The 20,089-nt window shown below is 70.7% G+C and carries 16 protein-coding genes; 8 read left to right on the forward strand and 8 right to left on the reverse strand.

The genetic code is table 11. The annotated features are described in order from the left end of the window. Positions 1-31: 31 nt before the first annotated feature. The 5 genes from ACWGPE_RS08890 to ACWGPE_RS08910 are packed head-to-tail and all read right to left on the reverse strand — an operon-like array spanning position 32 to position 7,218. Positions 32-1,138: a peptidase C39 family protein gene (locus ACWGPE_RS08890; RefSeq protein ID WP_452048525.1), complete on the reverse strand. Its 1,107-nt coding sequence runs from the start codon at positions 1,136-1,138 to the stop codon at positions 32-34. Continuing rightward, positions 1,135-2,727: an ATP-binding cassette domain-containing protein gene (locus ACWGPE_RS08895; protein ID WP_452048526.1), complete on the reverse strand. Its 1,593-nt coding sequence runs from the start codon at positions 2,725-2,727 to the stop codon at positions 1,135-1,137. Before ACWGPE_RS08895 ends, ACWGPE_RS08890 begins: the two co-directional genes overlap by 4 nt. Beyond that, positions 2,724-3,581 (reverse strand): ABC transporter permease, encoded by an 858-nt coding sequence (locus tag ACWGPE_RS08900; RefSeq protein WP_231430016.1) that lies wholly within the window; start codon positions 3,579-3,581, stop codon positions 2,724-2,726. Before ACWGPE_RS08900 ends, ACWGPE_RS08895 begins: the two co-directional genes overlap by 4 nt. Then, a complete protein-coding gene (locus tag ACWGPE_RS08905) occupies positions 3,578-4,570 on the reverse strand; it encodes an ABC transporter permease (RefSeq protein WP_231430017.1) in 993 nt (330 codons plus the stop codon). Before ACWGPE_RS08905 ends, ACWGPE_RS08900 begins: the two co-directional genes overlap by 4 nt. Beyond that, on the reverse strand, positions 4,567-7,218 hold the full coding sequence (locus ACWGPE_RS08910) for an ABC transporter substrate-binding protein (protein ID WP_452048527.1): 2,652 nt from the start codon (positions 7,216-7,218) through the stop codon (positions 4,567-4,569). The genes ACWGPE_RS08905 and ACWGPE_RS08910 overlap by 4 nt, the downstream gene beginning before the upstream one ends. A 91-nt stretch (positions 7,219-7,309) precedes the next feature. Here ACWGPE_RS08910 and ACWGPE_RS08915 point away from each other — a divergent pair, with 91 nt between their 5' ends. The 3 genes from ACWGPE_RS08915 to cls all read left to right on the forward strand — a co-directional run bounded on the left by ACWGPE_RS08915 (position 7,310) and on the right by cls (position 9,723). Beyond that, complete coding sequence (locus ACWGPE_RS08915) at positions 7,310-8,008, forward strand: DUF1684 domain-containing protein (RefSeq protein ID WP_452048528.1); 699 nt, start codon at positions 7,310-7,312, stop codon at positions 8,006-8,008. A 61-nt stretch (positions 8,009-8,069) separates the two neighbouring features. Then, the gene (locus ACWGPE_RS08920; RefSeq protein WP_231430020.1) at positions 8,070-8,246 is read left to right on the forward strand and encodes a hypothetical protein; all 177 of its coding nucleotides are present in this window, start codon (positions 8,070-8,072) and stop codon (positions 8,244-8,246) included. Between the two features lie 4 nt (positions 8,247-8,250). Continuing rightward, positions 8,251-9,723: a cardiolipin synthase gene (cls, locus tag ACWGPE_RS08925; protein ID WP_231430021.1), complete on the forward strand. Its 1,473-nt coding sequence runs from the start codon at positions 8,251-8,253 to the stop codon at positions 9,721-9,723. Positions 9,724-9,783: 60 nt separating this feature from the next. Here cls and ACWGPE_RS08930 read toward each other — a convergent pair whose 3' ends face one another. After that, positions 9,784-10,833, reverse strand: coding sequence for a pirin family protein (locus ACWGPE_RS08930; protein WP_452048529.1), 1,050 nt, complete (start codon positions 10,831-10,833; stop codon positions 9,784-9,786). A 76-nt stretch (positions 10,834-10,909) separates the two neighbouring features. Between ACWGPE_RS08930 and ACWGPE_RS08935 the strand changes: the two genes are divergently transcribed. Further along, on the forward strand, positions 10,910-11,362 hold the full coding sequence (locus ACWGPE_RS08935) for a hypothetical protein (RefSeq protein WP_452048530.1): 453 nt from the start codon (positions 10,910-10,912) through the stop codon (positions 11,360-11,362). Positions 11,363-11,536: 174 nt separating this feature from the next. Continuing rightward, the gene (locus tag ACWGPE_RS08940; RefSeq protein WP_452048531.1) at positions 11,537-14,908 is read left to right on the forward strand and encodes a prealbumin-like fold domain-containing protein; all 3,372 of its coding nucleotides are present in this window, start codon (positions 11,537-11,539) and stop codon (positions 14,906-14,908) included. Between the two features lie 68 nt (positions 14,909-14,976). On the opposite strand, the gene ACWGPE_RS08945 is transcribed toward ACWGPE_RS08940, so the two are convergent. Further along, positions 14,977-15,210, reverse strand: coding sequence for a helix-turn-helix domain-containing protein (locus ACWGPE_RS08945; protein WP_231430025.1), 234 nt, complete (start codon positions 15,208-15,210; stop codon positions 14,977-14,979). Continuing rightward, a complete protein-coding gene (locus ACWGPE_RS08950) occupies positions 15,210-15,824 on the reverse strand; it encodes a hypothetical protein (protein ID WP_231430026.1) in 615 nt (204 codons plus the stop codon). Before ACWGPE_RS08950 ends, ACWGPE_RS08945 begins: the two co-directional genes overlap by 1 nt. Positions 15,825-16,004: 180 nt before the next feature. Here ACWGPE_RS08950 and ACWGPE_RS08955 point away from each other — a divergent pair, with 180 nt between their 5' ends. The 3 genes from ACWGPE_RS08955 to ACWGPE_RS08965 all read left to right on the forward strand — a co-directional run bounded on the left by ACWGPE_RS08955 (position 16,005) and on the right by ACWGPE_RS08965 (position 19,859). Then, positions 16,005-18,533 (forward strand): ATP-dependent Clp protease ATP-binding subunit, encoded by a 2,529-nt coding sequence (locus ACWGPE_RS08955; RefSeq protein ID WP_231430027.1) that lies wholly within the window; start codon positions 16,005-16,007, stop codon positions 18,531-18,533. A 97-nt stretch (positions 18,534-18,630) separates the two neighbouring features. After that, positions 18,631-19,137, forward strand: coding sequence for an amino-acid N-acetyltransferase (locus tag ACWGPE_RS08960; RefSeq protein ID WP_231430028.1), 507 nt, complete (start codon positions 18,631-18,633; stop codon positions 19,135-19,137). Between the two features lie 77 nt (positions 19,138-19,214). Next, on the forward strand, positions 19,215-19,859 hold the full coding sequence (locus tag ACWGPE_RS08965; protein ID WP_275505426.1) for a hypothetical protein: 645 nt from the start codon (positions 19,215-19,217) through the stop codon (positions 19,857-19,859). Positions 19,860-20,089 lie beyond the last annotated feature (230 nt).

Genomic DNA, 20,089 nt, shown 5'->3' on the forward strand with positions numbered 1-20,089 from the left:
ACGTCGGTCACGGCGCCGCCCCGCGCCGTCATCAGGTGCGCCCGACGAAGACGACGCCGCGGTAGCCCGCTGCGCCCCAGGCCACCATGCGGTCGAGGTCGGCGTGCGCGATCGGCAGTTCGTGCGAGTCGACCCACGTCTCGCCCTCGTCCGAGCTGATCCAGGGATCCTCGATCACGACCACGCCGTGGCCCGCGGCATGCGCGAGCACCCAGTGCGGTCCGGTCTCCCCGTGCATCGGCGCTTCATCGATGAGCAGCAGGGCGAGGTCGCCGCCGGCGACGCGCCGTGCGATCTCTTCGATGCCGATCCGCGTACGGTGCACCGCGAGCCCGACCGCCTCGCCCTGGCGCAGCGACTCGGCCTGCAGTTCCGCCCTGAAGTCGCGTTCGAATCCCGCGTAGGCCTCGATGAGCACCGGCCCGTCATGGTCGAGGAACACCTCGACCGGGCGGTCGGCAGGCAGGTGCTCCCGCATGACGACGCCGAGCCCGACGGGCTCGATCGCCGGGAAGTTGCTCGCCCGTCGCCAGAATGCGAGCTCGAGGTCGCGGTCGGCGACCGAGGGCAGCTGCGCCGAGCCCTGCGGGTCGTCCGGCGAGGCATCACGAGCACCGCCGAAGCCGGCGGCCCCCGCCGCCTCCGCCGCGAGCAGCCCGCTCACCGCGCCGCAGGTGTAGAGCGTCGTCTGCGCGTAGTAGGGCGCCTCGGCGTGCGGCAGGTCGACGAGCCAGCGCACGTAGCCGCGCGCCCCGAGCGTGCCCGGGGCCGAGGGGTGCGGCGAGGCGAGGGGCGCGAAGCCGCGCTCCGAGGCGAACGCCGGGAGGTCCTGTCCGAGCGGCACCTCCCACTTCACTGCGGCGTCGCCGGCGGCCTCCGCCCGGGCGACGATGTCGTCGACGAGGGCCGCCGCCGTCGCGGCATCCGCCTCGGTGCGCCACCAGACGTCGACGATCTTGACCGCGGCGGTCGCTCCCCGGCGCGAGGTGAGCGCCGCCGCGACCGGCCGCCCGTCGCGGTGCACGAGGTCGACGCGCGGCGCGTACGGCGCCCGCGGCGACGCCCAGCGGGCCGCGCGCTCGGCGCCGAGCGCCGATCGCAGGTCGTCGTCGAGCAGGGGATCGGCGGTGGTCGTCATCCGACGGGGGTCCTTCCTGTGCTGTCGCGGTGCGCCGCCGCGACCAAGAGCCTGGTGTAGTCCTCGGCGGGATCGTCGAGCACCTGTGCGCAGGTACCGTGTTCGACGACCCGCCCTTGCCAGACGACCGTGACGGTGTCGGCGATGCGGCGCACGACGGCGAGGTCGTGGGAGATGAAGAGGATCGCGATGTCGAGCTCGTCGCGCAGGCGCCCGAGCAGGTCGAGGATCTGCGCCTGCACCTGCACGTCGAGCGCCGAGACCGACTCGTCGCAGATGAGCAGGCGCGGCCGCGGCGCCAGAGCGCGGGCGATCGCCACCCGCTGGCGCTGGCCGCCCGAGAGCTGCGCCGGCCGTTTCACCGCCGCGTCGACCGGCAGGCCGACGAGCTCGAGCAGCGCCGGAACCTCGTCTGGACGGCGCCCGCCGACGGCGAGCGCCTCGCGGAGGATCGCCCCGATCGACATCATCGGGTTGAGCGACGAGTACGGATCCTGGAACACGATCTGCATCTGCTCGGGCGTGCGCGACCGGCGGCCGGGTGCGAGCGGGCGGCCGTCGAAGGCGATCGTGCCGTCGTCCTCGCGTTCGAGGCCGGCGATGCATCGGGCGAGGGTCGACTTCCCCGATCCGGACTCGCCGACGACACCGGCGATCTGGCCGGGGGCGATCGAGAGGTCGACGCCGTCGAGCACCGTGCGCGGCCCGAAGCGCTTGACCACGCCCGAGGCGGCGACGAGCGGTGCACGCCCGCCCGCGTCGGCGCCGTCGTCGTGCCCGAGGCCGGGCGCGGTGTCGCCCGTGTGGTCGGCCTCGAGGGCGAGCGCCGGGTCGGCGGCGATGAGCGCGCGGGTGTAGGCGTGCTCGGGCGCCGAGAGCACCGTCGCGGTGGAGCCGCGCTCGACCACCTCGCCGTGCCGCATGACGAGCACCTCGTCGGTGCGGCCGCGGACCAGCCCGAGGTCGTGCGAGATGAGGAGCATCGCCATGCCGCGCTCGTGCTGCAGTTCGCGGAGCAGGTCGAGGATCTCGGCCTGGTTCGAGGCGTCGAGCGCCGTCGTCGGCTCGTCGGCGATGAGCAGGCGCGGGTCGCTCGCGATCGCGGCGGCGATCGCGACGCGCTGCCGCATGCCGCCCGACAGCTCGTGCGGGTAGGCGCGTGCCACCCGGGCCGGCAGGTTGACCTCGGCGAGGCGCGTCGCCACGGCCTCGTCGAGCTCGCGCTTCGACAGCCGCCGGCCGGCCTTCGCCTCGAGGGTCCACGCGATCTGCGGCCCGCAGCGGTGCACGGGGGAGAGACTCGTGAACGGGTCCTGCAGCAGGAGGGAGACCTCGCGGCCGCGCACCCGTCGCCACGAGGCATCCGTCGACGCGAGCGGGTGCTCGCGTCCGTCGACCCGCAAGACGCCCCGGGCGCCGAATCCGGGCGGGAGGAGGCCGACGAGGCTCTTCGCCGTGAGCGTCTTGCCCGACCCCGACTCGCCGATGAGCGCGAGCGAGGCTCCCGGTTCGACGGCGAAGGCGAGCGCCTCGACCATCGGCCCCGCGGGCCCGGCGATGCCGTCGATCGCCACCTCGATGCCGGTCATGCGAGGCCTCCCGAGCGGGTCATGCGCTGGCCGAGCCAGTCGCCGACGAGGTTGACCGCGCACGCGACGACGATGATGAGGAGCGCCGGCACGATCACCGCCGCGGGGTTGTCGAACATGATCGCCCGGCTGTCGGTGAGCTGGCGGCCCCAGTCGGCAGTGCCGGGCGGCACGCCCACGCCGAGGAACGACAGCGACGAGAAGGCGACGAGGGCGAACGCGACGTTGAGCATCGCGTTCGTGATGACGAGCGAGGAGACGTTCGGCAGGATGTGCCGGAACATCACGCGCCAGCGAGAGAGCGAGAGCATCTGCGCCGCCTCGATGTACGGGCGCGCCGACTGCTCGAGGACGCCCGCCCGGACGATCCGGATGTCGGACGGCGAGAAGAGCAGCACGAGCAGCGCGACGGTCGTCCAGTAGCCGCCGCCGAAGACGCCCGAGACGACGATCGCGGCGAGCAGCACCGGCAGGGCGAGGAGCAGGTCGGTCCACCGGCTGATCGCGAAGTCGAGCGGGCCCCGCTCGTACCCGGCGAGGGTGCCGAGCAGGATGCCGAGGAGCATCGAGCCGACCGCGACGCACACGGGGCCGACGAGCGCCGACGCCGCGCCCGCGACGGTGAGGGCGAGGATGTCGCGGCCGAGCTCGTCGGTCCCGAGGGGGTGCCCGGGCGAGCCGGCGGGCATGAGGCTCGAGAGGATGTCCTGCTTGGTCGCGTCGGGGAACAGCAGCGGGCCGAACAGCACGGCGAGCAGCACGACGGCGAGCAGCACGAGGCAGACGACGATCGACGCGGGCATGCGCCTGCCGGAGCGGAATCCGACGCCGACGGCGCCGAGCGAGGCGGTCATGCGGCACCTCCCTGCGCGCGGACGCGCGGATCGAGCACCAGGTAGGCGACGTCGGCGAGCAGCGCGATCACGGCGATCACGAGCGCGACGAGCAGCGTGAGCGCCTGCACGACGGCGAGGTCCTTGAAGAGCACCGAATCCTGCAGCAGCGTGCCGAGGCCGGGGAGCGCGTAGGTCGTCTCGGCGAGCACGGTTCCGCCGACGAGGAACGTGAGCAGCAGGCTCGCGCCGGTGACGATCGGGATGGCTGCGTTGCGCAGGGCGAGTCGGCGGGTGCGCGACTCGGGGATGCCGCGCGCACGCGCGGACGTGACGTAGTCGGCATCGAGTTCGCGCAGCATCGCCGTGCGGGTGAGCTTCAGCACGATCGCACCGAGGCCCGCCGCGAGGGTGACCGCCGGCAGCACGAGGTGGTAGAGCGTGTCGAGGGGCCCTCGTCCTCCGCCGTACACCGGGAAGATCGGCAGGTAGTACGCGAAGACGTAGAGCAGCAGGAGCCCGACCGCGAAGGTGGGTGCGCTGAGGCCGATGACCCCGAGCGCGGTCCCCGTGCGGTCGATCACGCCGCCCGCGCGCACGGCGCTCTGCACGCCGAGCGGGATGCCGACGACGAGGGCCATCGCGAAGGCCAGCCCGCACAGGGCGAGCGTGAGCCCGAGTCGCGAACCGATCGCGTCGGCGACCGAGGTCTGCAGGCGGATCGACTGCCCGAGGTCGCCGCTCAGCACGCCGCCGAGCCAGCGCAGGTACTGGACGGGCAGGGGGTCGTCGAGGTGGTACTGCTCTCGGATCGCTGCGACGGCCTCGGGCGAGGCCGGGCGCGTGCCGAGCAGCGTCTTGACGAGGTCTCCGGGCGCCAGGTGCAGCATCGAGAACACGACGATCGACAGGATGAACAGGATCGCCGCCGTGCCCAGCACGCGCACCGCGAGCATCCGGCCGAGGGGCCGGAGTCGCGGCGCGCGTGCGATGGGAGCGGACTCGGTCACGGCGCGGTGCGGTAGAGCTGGGTCGGCCACGACGAGATGAAGGCGAACGAGCTGTAGTCGTCGAAGCCGAGGTCGTTCGCGAACGCGGTGGCCGACTGGCCCCACCAGAGCGGCACGTTCACGATGTCCTCCGCCTGCAGCGTCTCGGTCTGCACGAGCAGGTCGACGCGCGCGGCGGGGTCGGACTCCGCTCCAGCCTGTGCGAGCAGCTCGTCGATCTCGGGGTTCGAGTACGCCGAGGGGTTGCCGGCGCCGAGCAGGTAGCTCGGCACCTCGGCCGGGTCGCCGAGGGTCGAGAAGTACCACATCATGCCGACGCCGTAGCTCGACGAGGCGTCGAGGCTCGCGAGCCATTCCTCGATGGGCACCTCGCGGACGTTCAGCGTGATGCCGATCGCCGAGAGGTTCTCCGCGAGCGACTGCGCGGCGGTGCCGAGCTGCGGGCCGGTCGACGGCGTGAGGAGTTCCGCCTCGAAGCCGTCGGGGTGGTCGGAGGCGGCGAGCGCCGCCTTCGCGGCGTCGAGGTCGAAGTCGTACTGGGGGATGCCGGCGAGCACCTCGCGAGCCTCGTCGCCGTCGTACGCCTTGCCGAGCGACTCGGGCGTCATGATCGCGGTCGCGGCCTCGCCGTGGCCGCGCAGCAGCTTGTCGACGACGGCGTCGCGGTCGACCGCGTGCGCGAAGGCCTCGCGCACCTTGGGGTCGTCGAACGGCGCGAGCGAGGTGTTGAAGTAGAGCCCGACGTACGAGAGGTCGTTGACGTACTCGACCCGCATGGTCTGCAGCTGCTCCCACTGCGTCGCCTGCGCGAGCGGCACGTTGAAGGCGACGTCGACGTCGCCGGACTGCGCCGCGAGCAGGCGCGTCGACTCGTCGGGGATGAACTCGACGGTGATGGACTTCACCTTGGGGAGCTCGCCCCACCAGGTGTCGACCCGTTCGAACTGCACGTGCGAGTCGGGCACGAACTCGGTCACCTGGTACGGTCCGGTGCCGAGCAGCAGCGCGTCGGCCGTTCCGACCTTGCCGCCGTGCTCCTCCCAGAATGCCTGCGAGGTGATGAAGGCGGCTCCGCCCGAGCTCATGTTCGCGGCGAAGGCGGCGTCGGGCGCGGTGAGCGTGATCGTCACCTCGTGCTCGTCGGTCTTCTCGATCGTGTCGACGCCGGCGAGGTAGTACGCGAGGCCCGGCGAGGTCGTCTCGTCGCGGGCCTGCTCGAGGCTGAACACGACGTCGTCGGCGGTGACCGGCGTACCGTCCTGGAACTCCGCATCGTCGCGGAGCTCGTAGACGTAGGTGACGTCGTCGGTCTGCTCCCACGACTCGGCGAGCCCCGGCTGCACCCGTCCCTGGGCATCGACCGAGACGAGGCCCTCCTGCGCGATCGACGCGATGTAGTAGTTCAGGATGCCGGCCTCCTGGCCGACGTACAGGTTCGAGAGCGAGCCCGGCAGCGCGACGCTGATGTGCTCGATCTCCTCGCCGGTGTCGGTGCCGGTACTCGATTCGGCTGCGCCGCTCGTGCAGGCGGCCAGCAGCAGCACACCGGCTGCTGCGGCGCCTGCCCGCGCGATGCGGGAACGGGATGATGCGGACATGGGGGAGTCCTCCTCTTGCGATCTCGGGAGTGGTGCGAGGGCGATGGGGCGTGCGAAGCGCGCACGATGTCCGTTCGAGCGGCGCCGGGCTTCGGCGAGCGCCTCGACCTCGTAGCCGCTCGGACGACGTGCGGCGAGCATGCGCAGGCTCGCCGCGACGGCGGGGATCTCGCTCGCCTCGGCGAGCGTGACGGCGACGGTGCGGAGACTGAGCGTCGGGCTCAGGCCGAGTGCCCGCACACCCGGCGGCGGGGCCGACGCGAACGCGCTCTCGGGCAGGAACGTCGCCCCGAAGCCCCCCGCGACGAGTGCGAGCGCGGCATCGGGGCGGCTGACCTCGAGGTCGCCGGGTCCGGTCGCGCGGCCCACGGCCGCAGCCACGACGCCCGAACGCGTTCCCTCGCCGAAGATCCACGGCAGCTGGGTGAGCGCGGATGCCTCGACGCGGGTGCCGTGACCGGGACGCTCGTCGAACGGGAGGGCGGCGATGAGCTCCTCGGCGTAGAGGAACGTCGATCGCAGGCCGTCGCGGCGGAGGCGCTGCCCGCGCTCGCCGGAGGCGCCGGTGATCACGGCGACGTCGACGCGCCCCGATCGCACGAGTTCGAGCGCCTCATCGGGCTCGGCCTCGACGAAGCGCACCTCGACCCCCGGGATGTCGGCGGCGATGCGGGCGAGCGCGGGGGCGATGGTGCCGACGACGGCCTCGGCGGGGGCGGCGATGCGCACGGTGCCCACCCGGTGCCCGAGCGCCCGCGCGAGTTCGGTGGCGGCCGCGGTCAGGCTCGCGTCGATGCGCGGCGCGTGGGCCGCGAGCAGCTGGCCGATCGCGGTGAGGCTCGCCGAGCGGGCGGTGCGGGCGACGAGCGGCGTGCCGAGCCGTGATTCGAGGCGCTGCACGTGCTGGGTGATGGTCGGCTGGCTGAATCCGAGCGAGCGCGCGGCCGCGCTGATCGAGCCGGTCCGGTCGATCGCGACCAGGATCCGCAGCGAATGGACGTCGAGCACCCGCGTCAGGGCGTCGATCTCGATGAGTCCTGCATCCTCCATAGGCAGAGACTATAGATCTCTAGGTTTCGATGGCGTAACAATATGCATACGAACGTCATGCGACGTCGTCGACATCGAGAACGGGAGCCTCATGGACCTGCGCGCAGCGCACGAGGAGTGGATCGAGGAGCGAGAGGCCCGAGTGTGGGGCGAGTGGGGCATCGCGACGCTCGCCGCGACGCACTGGCTCACGGCCGAGCCGGCCGAACTCGACGGACTGCCCGGCCGCTGGCGTGCGAGCGGCGGCGACGTGCTCGGCGACGACGGACTGCGCCTCGCCCCCGGGCAGGAGGCGGAGGTCGCTGGCCTCCTTCTGCGAGCCTTCGAGCGCGACGGGGCGTCGGCACTGAGGGTCCTCGATCCCGGCGCGCCGGCCGCCAGGGGGATCTCGTCGATCGAGCGGTTCGCGTTCACGGAGGCGGCGCGGCTGACGGGACGCGTGCAGCAGACGGCGACCACGACCGAGACGATCTCGGTCGACGGCCACGCCGCCGCGTCGGCGTTCGACGCGGTCGTCGACCTCGAATGGGCGGGCGAGGCGTTCTCGCTGACGGTGCAGGAGGACGACGGCTGGTTCTCCGCCGCCTTCGCCGACGCGACGGCCGGGCGCGAGAGCCACCCGTTCCGATTCATCCGCTTCCCCGCGTCGGCCGGCGGAACGGTCGTCGTGGACTTCAATCGCGCCACCCTGCCGCCGTGCGCGTTCTCCGACCACTACGTCTGCGTGATGCCCGTGCCCGGCAATCGCTGGCCCGTGCCGATCCGCGCCGGCGAGCGGATCGTCCGATGAGCACCCGAGTGCCGGCCGCGACGGTGGAACTCGCAGGGAAGCCGGATATCCTGTACGCACTATGAACGACTTCTGGGCGAACGCGATCTGGTCGCTCGCGCCGACCGTGCTCATCGGCCTCATCTTCTGGTTCGTGATGCGCGCGGTCATCCGCGCCGATCGCAACGAGCGCAAGGCGTACGCGCGGATCGAAGCCGAGGAGCGCGCCAAGATCGCCCGCGAGCACCCGGCCGCCTGACGGCATGGGCTCCGGCGTCGAGCAGACGACCCTCGTCATCACGGTGGTCCTGCTCATCGTCGACCTGGTCGTGCGCGTGATCGCGGTCATCGTGGTGCCGCGAAACCGCCGCCCGACGGCGGGCATGGCGTGGCTGCTCGCGATCTTCTTCATCCCGTTCCTCGGGGTGCTGTTCTTCGTGCTCATCGGCAACCCGAAGCTGCCCAAGCATCGTCGTGAGAAGCAGGCGGAGGTCGACCGGTACATCCGCGAGTCGACGCACGGCGTCGAGCGGGTGAGCGACTCGCGTGCCTGGCCGAGCTGGTTCGAAGGGGTCGTGCGGCTCAACCGCAACCTCGGCTCGATGCCGCTCATCGGGCAGAACAGCGCGAGCCTCATCGGCGACTACCAGGGCTCGCTCGACGCGATGACGGCGGCGATCCGGAGCGCGAGGCGGTTCGTGCACGTCGAGTTCTACATCTTCGCGCTCGACGCGACGACGGCGCCGTTCTTCGACGCGCTCGGCGACGCGGTCGCCCGCGGCGTCGACGTCAAGGTCCTGCTCGACCACGTCGCCTCGGCCAGGGTCGCCGGCTACCGCAGGACGTTGAAGCGCCTCGACCGCATGGGCGTGCGCTGGCAGCTCATGCTGCCGGTGCAGCCGTTCAAGGGCAAGTACCAGCGGCCCGACCTGCGCAATCACCGCAAGATCCTGGTCGTCGACGGCGACGTCGGCTTCATGGGATCGCAGAACATCATCGACCGCAGCTACAACAAGCGCAGCAACCGGCGCCGCGGGCTCAAGTGGAAGGAGCTCGTCACCCGGGTCGAGGGCCCCATCGTCGCGGGCCTCGACGCGATCTTCGCGACCGACTGGTACCTCGAGACGGGGGAGGAGCCCGCTCGCGACCTCACCGACGCGCTCGAGCAGCCGGGCGAGGCGCAGGACCTCGACTGCCAGGTCGTGCCGAGCGGCCCCGGCTTCCGCAGCGAGAACAACCTCAAGCTCTTCCTCGCGCTGCTCTACGCGGCGAAGGAGAAGCTCATCATCACGAGCCCGTACTTCGTGCCGGACGAGTCGATGCTCTACGCCATCAGCGGCGCCACGCAGCGGGGCGTGCACGTCGAGCTCTTCGTCTCAGAGATCGGCGACCAGGCGCTCGTGTACCACGCGCAGCGCTCGTACTACGAGGCGCTGCTGCGCGCCGGCGTCAAGATCTACATGTACAAGGCGCCGTACATCCTGCACGCGAAGCACTTCACGATCGACGACGACGTCGCGGTCATCGGGTCGAGCAACATGGACATCCGGTCGTTCGAGCTCAACATGGAGGTGTCGCTGCTCGTGCGGGGCGCCTCGTTCGTGCGCGAGATGCGCGCGGTCGAAGACGGCTATCGGCACGACAGCCGCGAGCTCACGCTCGACGAATGGCTGCAGCAACCGCTGCGTTCGACGGTGCTCGACAACCTCGCCAGGCTGACCTCCGCCCTGCAATAGCCGGCAGCGGTCGGATGCGTCGGAGGGACGCCCACGGCGAGGCATCCACGATCGGGAGGTTCAGGACCGCGGCTTCAGCCTGACCGTCGGCAGGTCGGGTGCCGGCAGCGGGGCTCCCTCGTAGTCGACGTGGCCGAAGCGCCCGTCGGGGTTGTCGCGGCCGATCACCTCGGCCTGCCACTGGCGGCGGTACTCGACGATCTCGTCGTGGTCGCGGCCGATGAAGTTCCACCACATCACGAGCTCCTCGCCGAACGGCACGCCCCCGAGCAGCACGACCCGCACCGGGCCGTGGTCGGCGCGGAGGCGAACCCCCTCGTGCCCGACGGGCAGGTAGCCGAGCTCGCTCCGGTCGAGCACCGCCGAGTGGCCCGCGACGGCGAGCCCGTCGGCGTCGGCGCGCGTCTCGTCGACCTCGTCGTCGGTCGGCGCGATCGTGACGTGCACAGGGCCGACGTCGACGAGCACGCCGTGCTCGAACGCCGGGTCGAGCTCGATCCACGCCTCGCCGCCGGCCGCGATGTCGATCTGGGCGCCGACGATCGGGCTGAACAGCGTCACGCCGGCATCGTCGCCGATCGAGGGGAGGGAGCCGGCGAACACCCGGACGACGGCGTCGTCGACCTCGTGCGCCTCGACCTCGGCGTGCTCGAAGAACGGCGCCGTGTGACGGGAGGCGTCGGGCAGGGCGACCCAGAGCTGCACGCCGTGAAGTCGTGCGGTCGTCGCCGTCGAGACCTCGGAGTGCGAGATGCCGCGGCCGGCGGTCATGAGGTTCACCTGCCCGGGCCGCACGAGCTCTCGGCTGCCGGTTGAGTCGCGGTGCTCGATCTCGCCCTCGAACAGCCAGCTCACGGTCTGCAGCCCGGTGTGCGGGTGCGGGGGCACGACCATGCCGCCGGAGACGGCGACGTCGTCGGGGCCGTAGTGGTCGGCGAAGCACCAGGCGCCGATCGTCGTGCGGCCGCGCTGCGGCAGCGTGCGCCGCACGTTCATGGCCCGCGGGCCGCCGAGCGGCACGTCGCGGGATTCGAGGACCTGCACGGCCGGGCCCTGCCGCCCCTCGGGCGGGCAGAGCAGTTCGAGCGGATCCTTCTCGAGATTGCTCATGGCGCCAGCCTAATCCGCGCCGACGACGCGGCCGGGCGGGCTGAATCAGCGGCGGTCGACCGGATAGCATTGCCGCATGGCTACCTCCGTGCGTCTTCGTCGTGCCGGCCTCGCTGCCGCGGCCCTGGCTTCCGTGTTCCTGCTCGCGGCGTGCGCGCCGCCGAAGACGCCCGCCGAGAACTACTCGGGTGCCCCCGTGTCCGAGCACGAGGGCGAGGCGAGCGGTGAAGAGGGCGGCGACGGCACGGGTGAGCCGCAGGCCGGCTGGGTCGGCGAGGGCGGCCAGCTCTCGGTCACGCTGTGGGGCAGTTCGACGTGCCCGCCGGTGGGCGAGCGCATCAGCGTCGTCGAACCGGCCGCCACGGGCAACCGGGTCGCGATCGAGATGAAGCAGTACCCCGAGAACCAGATGTGCACCATGGACCTCGTGCCGCACACGACCGTCTTCTGGACCCCGATGGACGTGACGACGACGAAGCCGCTCGTCGTCGAGGTGCAGGACACCGAGATCACGGTTCCGATCAAGTAGCCGCGTACTGCACCCCGGTTCGCGGAACCCTCGTACCCCGAATCGGAAATCACCCCTGAACTGGGGTAAGACGTTCGGCATCGAACCCTGAAGTGAGGGGTCCTGCCGCACTAGCGTTGCGATCACGTGCGCCGTTCACCCGGGACGGCAACCCGACACGTGAGGACGTTCTTCGTGCCCAGAAGCAGACTGACGGCTGCTGCCGCCATCGCCGCATTGTTCGGCGCACTCCTGACTCCCGCCTTGCTCGCCGCACCGGCGTCGGCGGCCACGCTCGAACCCGGTGGTCTCCAGACCGGGTTCGAGATCGACGGCAACATGACGCTGGAGGGCTCGGATCCCGGTGACACCGACTGGGACAGCATCCTGGCGCCGCTCCCCGCGGAGGGGACGTCGGACTTCCTCGGGTCGGTCCCGTACACGACCGACCAGGGATTCTCGTCGACCGGTATCGTCTACGCGACGCGCGGATGGGACAACGGCGCCTCCGACATCGCGTGTACCGGCGTCGACCAGACGGGCTCGCCCGGGTCGCAGAAGCAGAACGACAACCCGTGGGCCCCGGCCCCGGCCAACGTCAACGCCAAGGACGACGCCTGCACCGGCGGTGCGGCGTACGAGGTCGTCACCGATGACCAGGGCGACGAGCACGTCGTGCTCTACATGTACTGGACGCGCCTGGACGGCTCGGGCGACATGAGCACCTTCCAGACGTTCGAGGGCCCAGAGGCCGGCCGCTGCGACGACTTCGCGGTGGAGTTCAACTACGACTCGGCGAACAACACGACCACCGCCGGAGCGCTGCGCTGGGTCGCGGCCGACGGCGACTGCACCGACCCCGACGGACCGGGCCTCTGGGTGCCGATCCAGCAGACCCTCGTGTTCGAGGCGGCGGTCGGAGCGCGCATGGAGGGCCCCGGGCCGCTGCCCGGCGAGGCGGGAACGTTCGGCGAGATCGCCGTGGACCTCTCGAGCGTCGGCCTCTTCGACGAGGAGTCGTGCGAGGGCTTCGCGACCGGCATCGGGTTCACGCGCACCGGCAACTCGGCGACCGCCGAGATCATCGACTTCTTCCAGCCGCAGAACCCGCTCGTGATCACGAACTGCGGTGCCCTGAGCGTCACGAAGCTCTCCGACCCGCAGGGCATCACCTCGACCGTCGACTTCGCCTACACGGTGGAGCGCGCGGGCGGGGGCGACATCTACCCCGACCAGACGGCGATCGACGAGACGCTGCGCATCGGCGAGACCGACGTGTGGCCCGACGTCTTCGCGGGCGAGGACTACACGCTCGGCGAGGTCATCCCCGACGGCGTGCCGTGGGAGCTGCTGTCGATGAGCTGCCAGATCGACGACCGCATCATCGAGCTCACCTCGCCCGACGACGTGTTCCCGGTCGAAGAGGGCAACGTGACCGCCTGCACGATCGTGAACACGACCTCGTGGGTCACCGTCGAGAAGCAGACGCTGCCCGACGCTTCGGCCCAGACGTTCGACTTCGACGTCGACGGCACTGCCGTGCAGCTGACCGACGGCCAGACGAGCGCGCCGGTCTACTTCGCGCCCGGCAGCGAGGTGCCCGTGACCGAGACCGTGCCCGAGGGCTGGAACCTCACCGACGTCACCTGCTCGCCGGAGGGAACGGATATCGCCGACGGCGAGACCGTGACCACCGTCGCGGGCGAGGGCACCCACTGCGTCTTCACGAACACGCAGAACGGCGAGATCCAGGTGCACAAGGTCGTCGACGGCACCGAGGGCGCCGTCTTCGAGTACACCGGCAGCTGGCTGGAGGACCCGTCGACGTTCACGATCGACGCGACCGACGGATCGGGCGACAGCGAGGTCTACTCGGTCGAGCCCGGCAGCTACGACCTCGCCGAGACCGCGCTCGAGGGCTACGACACGACGAACCTCGTCTGCGTCGACCCCGACCAGGGCACGATCGTCGACCTCGCCGACTTCTCGGCGGTGCTCGATGTCGACCCGGGTGAGCGCGTCGAGTGCACCTACACGAACACGCAGCGCGGCGAGATCCGCGTCGACAAGGAGACCATCCCCGGTGAGTGGGACCAGGACTTCGACTTCTCGCTGACCGGTGAAGGCACCGACGAGCAGTTCACGCTCAACGACGCCACCGACGACGAGGCGAACCCGTGGAGCTCGGGACTCATCGTGCCCGGCGACTACACGGTCGCCGAGACGCTGCCTGACGGCTGGGAGCTCGACTCGATCAGCTGCGGCACGCCCGAGGGCACGTCGACGGCCGTCGTCCTCGAGCCCGGCGCCGTCGTGACCTGCGTGTTCACGAACGAGGCGCTCCCGGGCTCGGTCACCGTGACCAAGAGCGTCGAGGGCGTCGCCGACGGCTTCGAGTGGGCGTTCGACCTCACGATCTCGCCGGTCCCCGGCGAGCAGCCCGGCACCCAGACGGTGAGCGGCGCCGGAAACGGCTCCGACAGCGTCACGTGGACCGATCTCGTGCCCGGCGACGACTACACGGTGTTCGAGACCTCGGTCGACGGCTGGAACATGGGCGCCATCACCTGCACCGGTGCCGAGGGCGCGCTCGAGGACGGCAACGGCGACGCACCCGGCTTCCAGTTCACCGCTGAGATCGACACCGAGATCGAATGCGCGCTGACGAACGAGGCCGTGCCCGGCCAGATCGAGGTCACGAAGTCCGCCGTCGGCGGCGACGGCACCTTCGACTTCGAGCTGACCCCGCTCGACGCCGAGGGCGCGCCTGCCGGCGAGCCCGTCGTCGAGAGCGTCACGACCGAGGGCGGCGAGGGCACCGCGGTGTTCGAGGGCGTCCTGCCCGGCGGCCGCTTCTCGCTCGCCGAGGCCGACCCGGGCGAAGGCTGGGTCGCGGGCGACCTCGTGTGCACGGTCGACCCGGTCGGCGAGGCCGGCCCGTCGCCGATCGACGCGAGCGACTTCACGGTGCAGCCGGGCGACCTGATCGCCTGCGACATCGAGAACGTCGCGCGCGGCCCGCTCGACATCGCCAAGACCGTCGACGGCCCGGCCGTCGACAACGGCGACGGCACGTGGGATGTCTCGTACACGATCACCGTGACGAGCCTGTCGGCGACGGACGAGTCGTACGACCTCACCGACGAGCTGAAGTTCGGCGACGGCATCACGCCGATCTCGGCCGAGATCACGGGCCCCGAGGGCATCGAGATCAACCCGGACTGGGATGGCATCGACGACATCGCGGTCACGACCGCGGTGCTGCCGGCCGGAGGTGAGCACGTCTACGCCGTCGAGGTGACCGCCGACGTCGCGTCGGATGTGACCTCCGACCAGGCCGACTGCGCGGTCGGCTCGGGCGACGAGGGCAGCGGCACGCTGAACTCGGCGACGATCGAGTTCTGGAACGGTTCGGCGTCGAGCGAGGACTGCGCGCCGGTCACGCCCGAGCAGCCGCCGCTGCCGTCGACGGGCGCGAGCCTGACGGCCGGCTGGGTCGGCCTCGCGGTGATCGCCGCGGGTGGCCTGCTGCTCTTCATGCGCCGCCGCCGTACGGTGAAGGCGTAACGCCGGGCGACCGATCGACGGGCCGTCGGGGCAGGATCTGATTTCCTGGCCCGGCGGCCCGTCGTCGTTCAGCGCGGGCGCACGACCAGCAGGTCGCCGACCTCGCACTCGAGCGCTTCGCAGATCGCCTGCAGCGTCGAGAACCGGATGGCTCTGGCGCGATCGTTCTTCAGCACGCTGAGGTTCACGATCGAGACCCCGACGAGCTCGCTGAGCCTCGTCAGCGTCATGCCCCTCGCCTCGAGCAGCTCATCGAGCCGGCAGTGCACGTCGGAGGCCTCGTCGGGTTCGGCGGGGGCCATCAGACGAGGCCCTCGGCGTCGCGCTGCAGCCGCTCGCCGACCTGGAATGCGGCCCCGACGACGGCGAGCACGAGCACCGCGAAGAACGGCACCCAGCTGATCGAGAAGGTGATGCCGTCGTAGGTGTACTCGCTGACGGCCGAGAGGGCCCCGTTCACCGACATGGTCTGGAAGAGCGACCCGAGCACCCATCCGGCCGTGATCGCGGCCGAGCCCCACCAGATGATGCGCGTGTTCGCGCGCGTGAACGCCCGCCCCCTGGCGAGGTTCCAGCAGAGCAGGGCGAGCAGCACGACCCCGGCGGTGACCGCGAGCGCGACGACGATCGGCTCGGCGACGAGGGCGAACTGCGTCGCGGCGGCCGGTTGCGGCACCGTCACGACCGCCTGTTCGACGTCGACCTCGATCGGGGCGCCGTCGGGGCCGATGGGCAGCGTGGCCGCCTCGCCGATGAACGGGACGAGGACGGGGACGTCGCGGCCGGGCACCACTTCGACGAGGCGCGCGACCGCCTGCCACACGGTGGTGACGATCGCCACCGCCGCGATGGCGATGGTCAGGAACATGCCGGCCTGGTCGCTCCGGCTGAGTCGGGTGTCGGCGATGAGGGACATTCGCAGCTCCGTATCGAAAATCATTAACATCGAATATCGATAACAATGACCCATCCGCGGTCTCGCGTCAACCACTGCATCGCGATGCGCCCACGGCGAACACCGGCCCACGAGGCATCCCGAGTGTTTACGCTCGATGTAACGACGTCCCCTGCCCAGTGGGGCCGTGAGGAGTAGAGCATGTTCGAGAGATTCACCGACCGAGCCCGTCGTGTCGTCGTCCTGGCCCAAGAAGAGGCCAAGATGCTCAACCACAACTACATCGGCACCGAGCACATCCTGCTCGGGCTCATCCATGAGGGTGAAGGCGTCGCCGCCAAGGCGCTCGAATCGCTCGGCATCTCGCTCGACGCGGTGCGCGAGCAGGTGCAGGACATCATCGGCCAGGGCCAGCAGCAGCCGACGGGGCACATCCCGTTCACGCCGCGCGCCAAGAAGGTGCTCGAGCTCTCGCTCCGCGAGGCGCTGCAGCTGGGCCACAACTACATCGGCACCGAGCACATCCTCCTCGGCCTGATCCGCGAGGGCGAGGGCGTCGCCGCCCAGGTGCTCGTCAAGCTCGGCGCCGACCTCAACCGCGTGCGCCAGCAGGTCATCCAGCTGCTCTCGGGCTACCAGGGCAAGGAACAGGTGCAGGTCGGCGCGAACGAGCAGCAGACCCCGCAGGGCGGCTCGCAGATCCTCGACCAGTTCGGCCGCAACCTCACGCAGGCCGCTCGCGAGTCGAAGCTCGACCCGGTGATCGGCCGTGAGAAGGAGATCGAGCGGGTCATGCAGATCCTCTCGCGCCGCTCCAAGAACAACCCCGTGCTCATCGGCGAGCCCGGCGTCGGCAAGACCGCCGTCGTCGAGGGCCTCGCGCAGGCGATCGTCAAGGGCGAGGTGCCCGAGACGCTGAAGGACAAGCAGCTCTACTCGCTCGACCTCGGCTCGCTCATCGCCGGTTCCCGCTACCGCGGCGACTTCGAAGAGCGCCTGAAGAAGGTCACCAAAGAGATCCGCACTCGCGGCGACATCATCGTCTTCATCGACGAGATCCACACCCTCGTGGGTGCCGGCGCCGCCGAGGGCGCGATCGACGCCGCGTCGATCCTGAAGCCGCTGCTCGCCCGCGGCGAGCTGCAGACGATCGGTGCGACCACGCTCGACGAGTACCGCAAGCACTTCGAGAAGGACGCCGCGCTCGAGCGCCGGTTCCAGCCGATCCAGGTCGCCGAGCCGAGCCTGCCCCACGCGATCAACATCCTCAAGGGCCTGCGCGACCGCTACGAGGCGCACCACAAGGTGTCGATCACCGACGGCGCCATCGTCGCCGCGGCGAACCTCGCCGACCGCTACATCAGCGACCGCTTCCTGCCCGACAAGGCGATCGACCTGATCGACGAGGCCGGCGCGCGCCTGCGCCTGTCGATCCTGTCGTCGCCGCCCGAGCTGCGCGAGTTCGACGAGAAGATCGCCGTGGTCCGCGCCGCGAAGGAGACGGCGATCGAGGAGCAGGACTTCGAGAAGGCCGCGTCGCTGCGCGACGAGGAGAAGAACCTGCTCGGCGAGCGTCTGCGCCTCGAGAAGCAGTGGAAGTCGGGCGACGTCAAGACCACCGCGGTCGTCGACGAGGGCCTGATCGCCGAGGTGCTCGCCCAGGCCACCGGCATCCCCGTCTTCAAGCTCACCGAAGAGGAGTCGAGCCGGCTCGTCTTCATGGAGAAGGCGCTGCACGAGCGCGTCATCGGCCAGGAGGAGGCGATCTCCGCCCTCTCGAAGACGATCCGGCGCACCCGTGCGGGCCTGAAGGACCCGAAGCGCCCCTCGGGCTCGTTCATCTTCGCCGGCCCCACGGGCGTCGGCAAGACCGAGCTCGCGAAGGCGCTCGCCGAGTTCCTCTTCGACGACGAGGCCGCGATGATCTCGCTCGACATGTCGGAGTACGGCGAGAAGCACACCGTCTCGCGGCTCTTCGGCGCCCCTCCCGGGTTCGTCGGCTTCGAAGAGGGCGGCCAGCTCACCGAGAAGGTCCGCCGCAAGCCGTTCAGCGTCGTGCTCTTCGACGAGATCGAGAAGGCGCACCCCGACATCTTCAACTCGCTCCTGCAGATCCTCGAGGAGGGTCGTCTGACCGACGGTCAGGGTCGCGTCGTCGACTTCAAGAACACCGTCATCATCATGACGACGAACCTCGGCACGAAGGACATCTCGGGCGGGCCGGTCGGCTTCCAGCTCGAGGGCGACACCCGCACCGGGTACGACCTCATGCGCGGCAAGGTCAACGAAGAGCTCAAGAAGCACTTCAAGCCCGAGTTCCTCAACCGCGTCGATGAGATCATCGTGTTCCCGCAGCTCTCGAAGCCCGAGCTGCTGCAGATCGTCGACCTCTTCCTCAAGCGCCTCAGCGAGCGCCTGCTCGACCGCGACATGACGATCGAGCTCACGCAGGCGGCGAAGGAGCGGCTCATCGAGGTCGGGTTCGACCCGGCGCTCGGCGCCCGCCCGCTGCGCCGTGCCGTGCAGCGCGAGGTCGAAGACCGGCTGAGCGAGAAGATCCTGCACGGCGAGCTCAACGCGGGCGACCACGTGCACGTCGACTTCCAGAACGGCGAGTTCGTCTTCACGACGTCGCAGCGGGCGCTGCCGGCGAACGTCGGCGTGAACGCGAACGCCGCCCTCGGCACCGGCACGGCCACGCCCGACCTCGCGGCCGCATCGGGCGAGTAGCGCACACGATACGAGGGGGCGGATGCTGCGGCATCCGCCCCTTCGTCGTGTCCGCCCGCCGTCGTCATCGTCACCCACGCGGCAATACGATGGGCGGATGACGACCGAGTTCCACGTGCGCCGTGCGCGCACGAGCGATGTGCCGAAGATCATCGACGTCGTGGAGCCGTTCGTCACCCGACGCATCCTGCTCGGCAAGGAGCGGGTCGACCTCTACGGAGCCATCCAGGAGTTCCGCGTCGCGGAGACGGCCGACGGGCGGATCATCGGGGCCGGGGCGCTGCACGTCATGTGGGAGGACCTCGGCGAGGTGCGCACGCTCGCGGTGGGCGAGGACTGGCTCGGCCGGGGGGTCGGCCACGCACTGCTCGACGCGCTCGAGGCCGACGCCCGCGAGCTCGGCCTCTCACGGCTGTTCTGCCTCACGTTCGAGGTCGAGTTCTTCGGGCGGCACGGCTTCATGGACATGGGCGCCGAGACCGTCGACCCCGAGGTCTACGCCGAGCTCGTGCGCTCGCACGACGAGGGCGTCGCCGAGTTCCTCGACCTCGCCCGCGTCAAGCAGAACACGCTCGGCAACACCCGCATGCTGAAACGACTCTGAACCGTCCTCCGGGAGCTTGTCGAAACCCGCCGACCGGGTGCGTCGGGGTGGGCGCCGCTCGGTCGTACCCTGTGACCATGTCGACGAACCCTCCGGCCGGACGCCCGTCACCTCAGGTGTACCGGCGCCGTCGGGTCGTCGTGCTGCTGGTGCTGCTCGCGGTCGTCGCCGCGATCGTGCTCATCATCGTGCGGCCGGGAGCGAGCCAGGGCGAAGAGCCCTCGACCGGCGACGGCAAGCCGGCCGCGACGGACGCCACGAAGACGAGCGACCCCGAGTCGACGACGATTCCGACCGAGCCCACCGCGGCCGACGGCGACCCCTGCGCACCCGAGCAGATCGTGGTCGAGCCGATCACCGACAAGTCGTCGTACGAGGCCGGCCAGCAGCCGCAGCTCTCGGTGACGATCGAGAACACCGGCAAGAACGTGTGCGTGCTGAACGCCGGCACGAAGGCCCAGGTCTTCACGATCACGAGCGGCGACGACGTCTACTGGATGTCGACCGACTGCCAGGTCGACGCGATCGACGCCGAGGTGTCGCTGCAGCCGGGCAAGCCGATCTCGTCGAGCTCGCCGATCGCCTGGGACCGCACGCGTTCGAGCAAGGACACCTGCGAGGGGCCCCGTGAGTCGGTCCCGGCCGGCGGCGCCTCGTACTACCTGGCGGTGTCGATCGACGGCTTCGACTCGGCCGAGAAGAAGCAGTTCCTGCTCTACTGACGGTGTCGCTCGAGGTCGCCGCTCCCGCCGGGCCGGCACTGACCCTCGAACTGGGCGTACCCCGAACGGAGCGAACCGGGGGACACTCGGGTGCAGGGATGGTCGAGGACCTGGCAGGGCGAGATCACCCGGGGGTCGCACTCGTGGTTCGATCCGACGGATACCCGACCGTCGCCCGCGAGTGCGGCCCCGTTCCCGGCGGACTCCCCGGCACGGCGGCCCGGCTACGC

The organism is Agromyces sp. NPDC055658 (assembly GCF_053618155.1).

Coding starts and splice junctions, on each gene's coding strand:
- ACWGPE_RS08890 (WP_452048525.1), bottom strand. CDS start 1,138: ATGACGACCACCGCCGATCCCCTGCTCGACGACGACCTGCGATCGGCG.
- ACWGPE_RS08910 (WP_452048527.1), bottom strand. CDS start 7,218: ATGGAGGATGCAGGACTCATCGAGATCGACGCCCTGACGCGGGTGCTC.
- ACWGPE_RS08950 (WP_231430026.1), bottom strand. CDS start 15,824: ATGTCCCTCATCGCCGACACCCGACTCAGCCGGAGCGACCAGGCCGGC.
- ACWGPE_RS08900 (WP_231430016.1), bottom strand. CDS start 3,581: ATGACCGCCTCGCTCGGCGCCGTCGGCGTCGGATTCCGCTCCGGCAGG.
- ACWGPE_RS08935 (WP_452048530.1), top strand. CDS start 10,910: ATGGCTACCTCCGTGCGTCTTCGTCGTGCCGGCCTCGCTGCCGCGGCC.
- ACWGPE_RS08960 (WP_231430028.1), top strand. CDS start 18,631: ATGACGACCGAGTTCCACGTGCGCCGTGCGCGCACGAGCGATGTGCCG.
- ACWGPE_RS08945 (WP_231430025.1), bottom strand. CDS start 15,210: ATGGCCCCCGCCGAACCCGACGAGGCCTCCGACGTGCACTGCCGGCTC.
- ACWGPE_RS08955 (WP_231430027.1), top strand. CDS start 16,005: ATGTTCGAGAGATTCACCGACCGAGCCCGTCGTGTCGTCGTCCTGGCC.
- ACWGPE_RS08965 (WP_275505426.1), top strand. CDS start 19,215: ATGTCGACGAACCCTCCGGCCGGACGCCCGTCACCTCAGGTGTACCGG.
- ACWGPE_RS08915 (WP_452048528.1), top strand. CDS start 7,310: ATGGACCTGCGCGCAGCGCACGAGGAGTGGATCGAGGAGCGAGAGGCC.
- ACWGPE_RS08920 (WP_231430020.1), top strand. CDS start 8,070: ATGAACGACTTCTGGGCGAACGCGATCTGGTCGCTCGCGCCGACCGTG.
- cls (WP_231430021.1), top strand. CDS start 8,251: ATGGGCTCCGGCGTCGAGCAGACGACCCTCGTCATCACGGTGGTCCTG.
- ACWGPE_RS08895 (WP_452048526.1), bottom strand. CDS start 2,727: ATGACCGGCATCGAGGTGGCGATCGACGGCATCGCCGGGCCCGCGGGG.
- ACWGPE_RS08930 (WP_452048529.1), bottom strand. CDS start 10,833: ATGAGCAATCTCGAGAAGGATCCGCTCGAACTGCTCTGCCCGCCCGAG.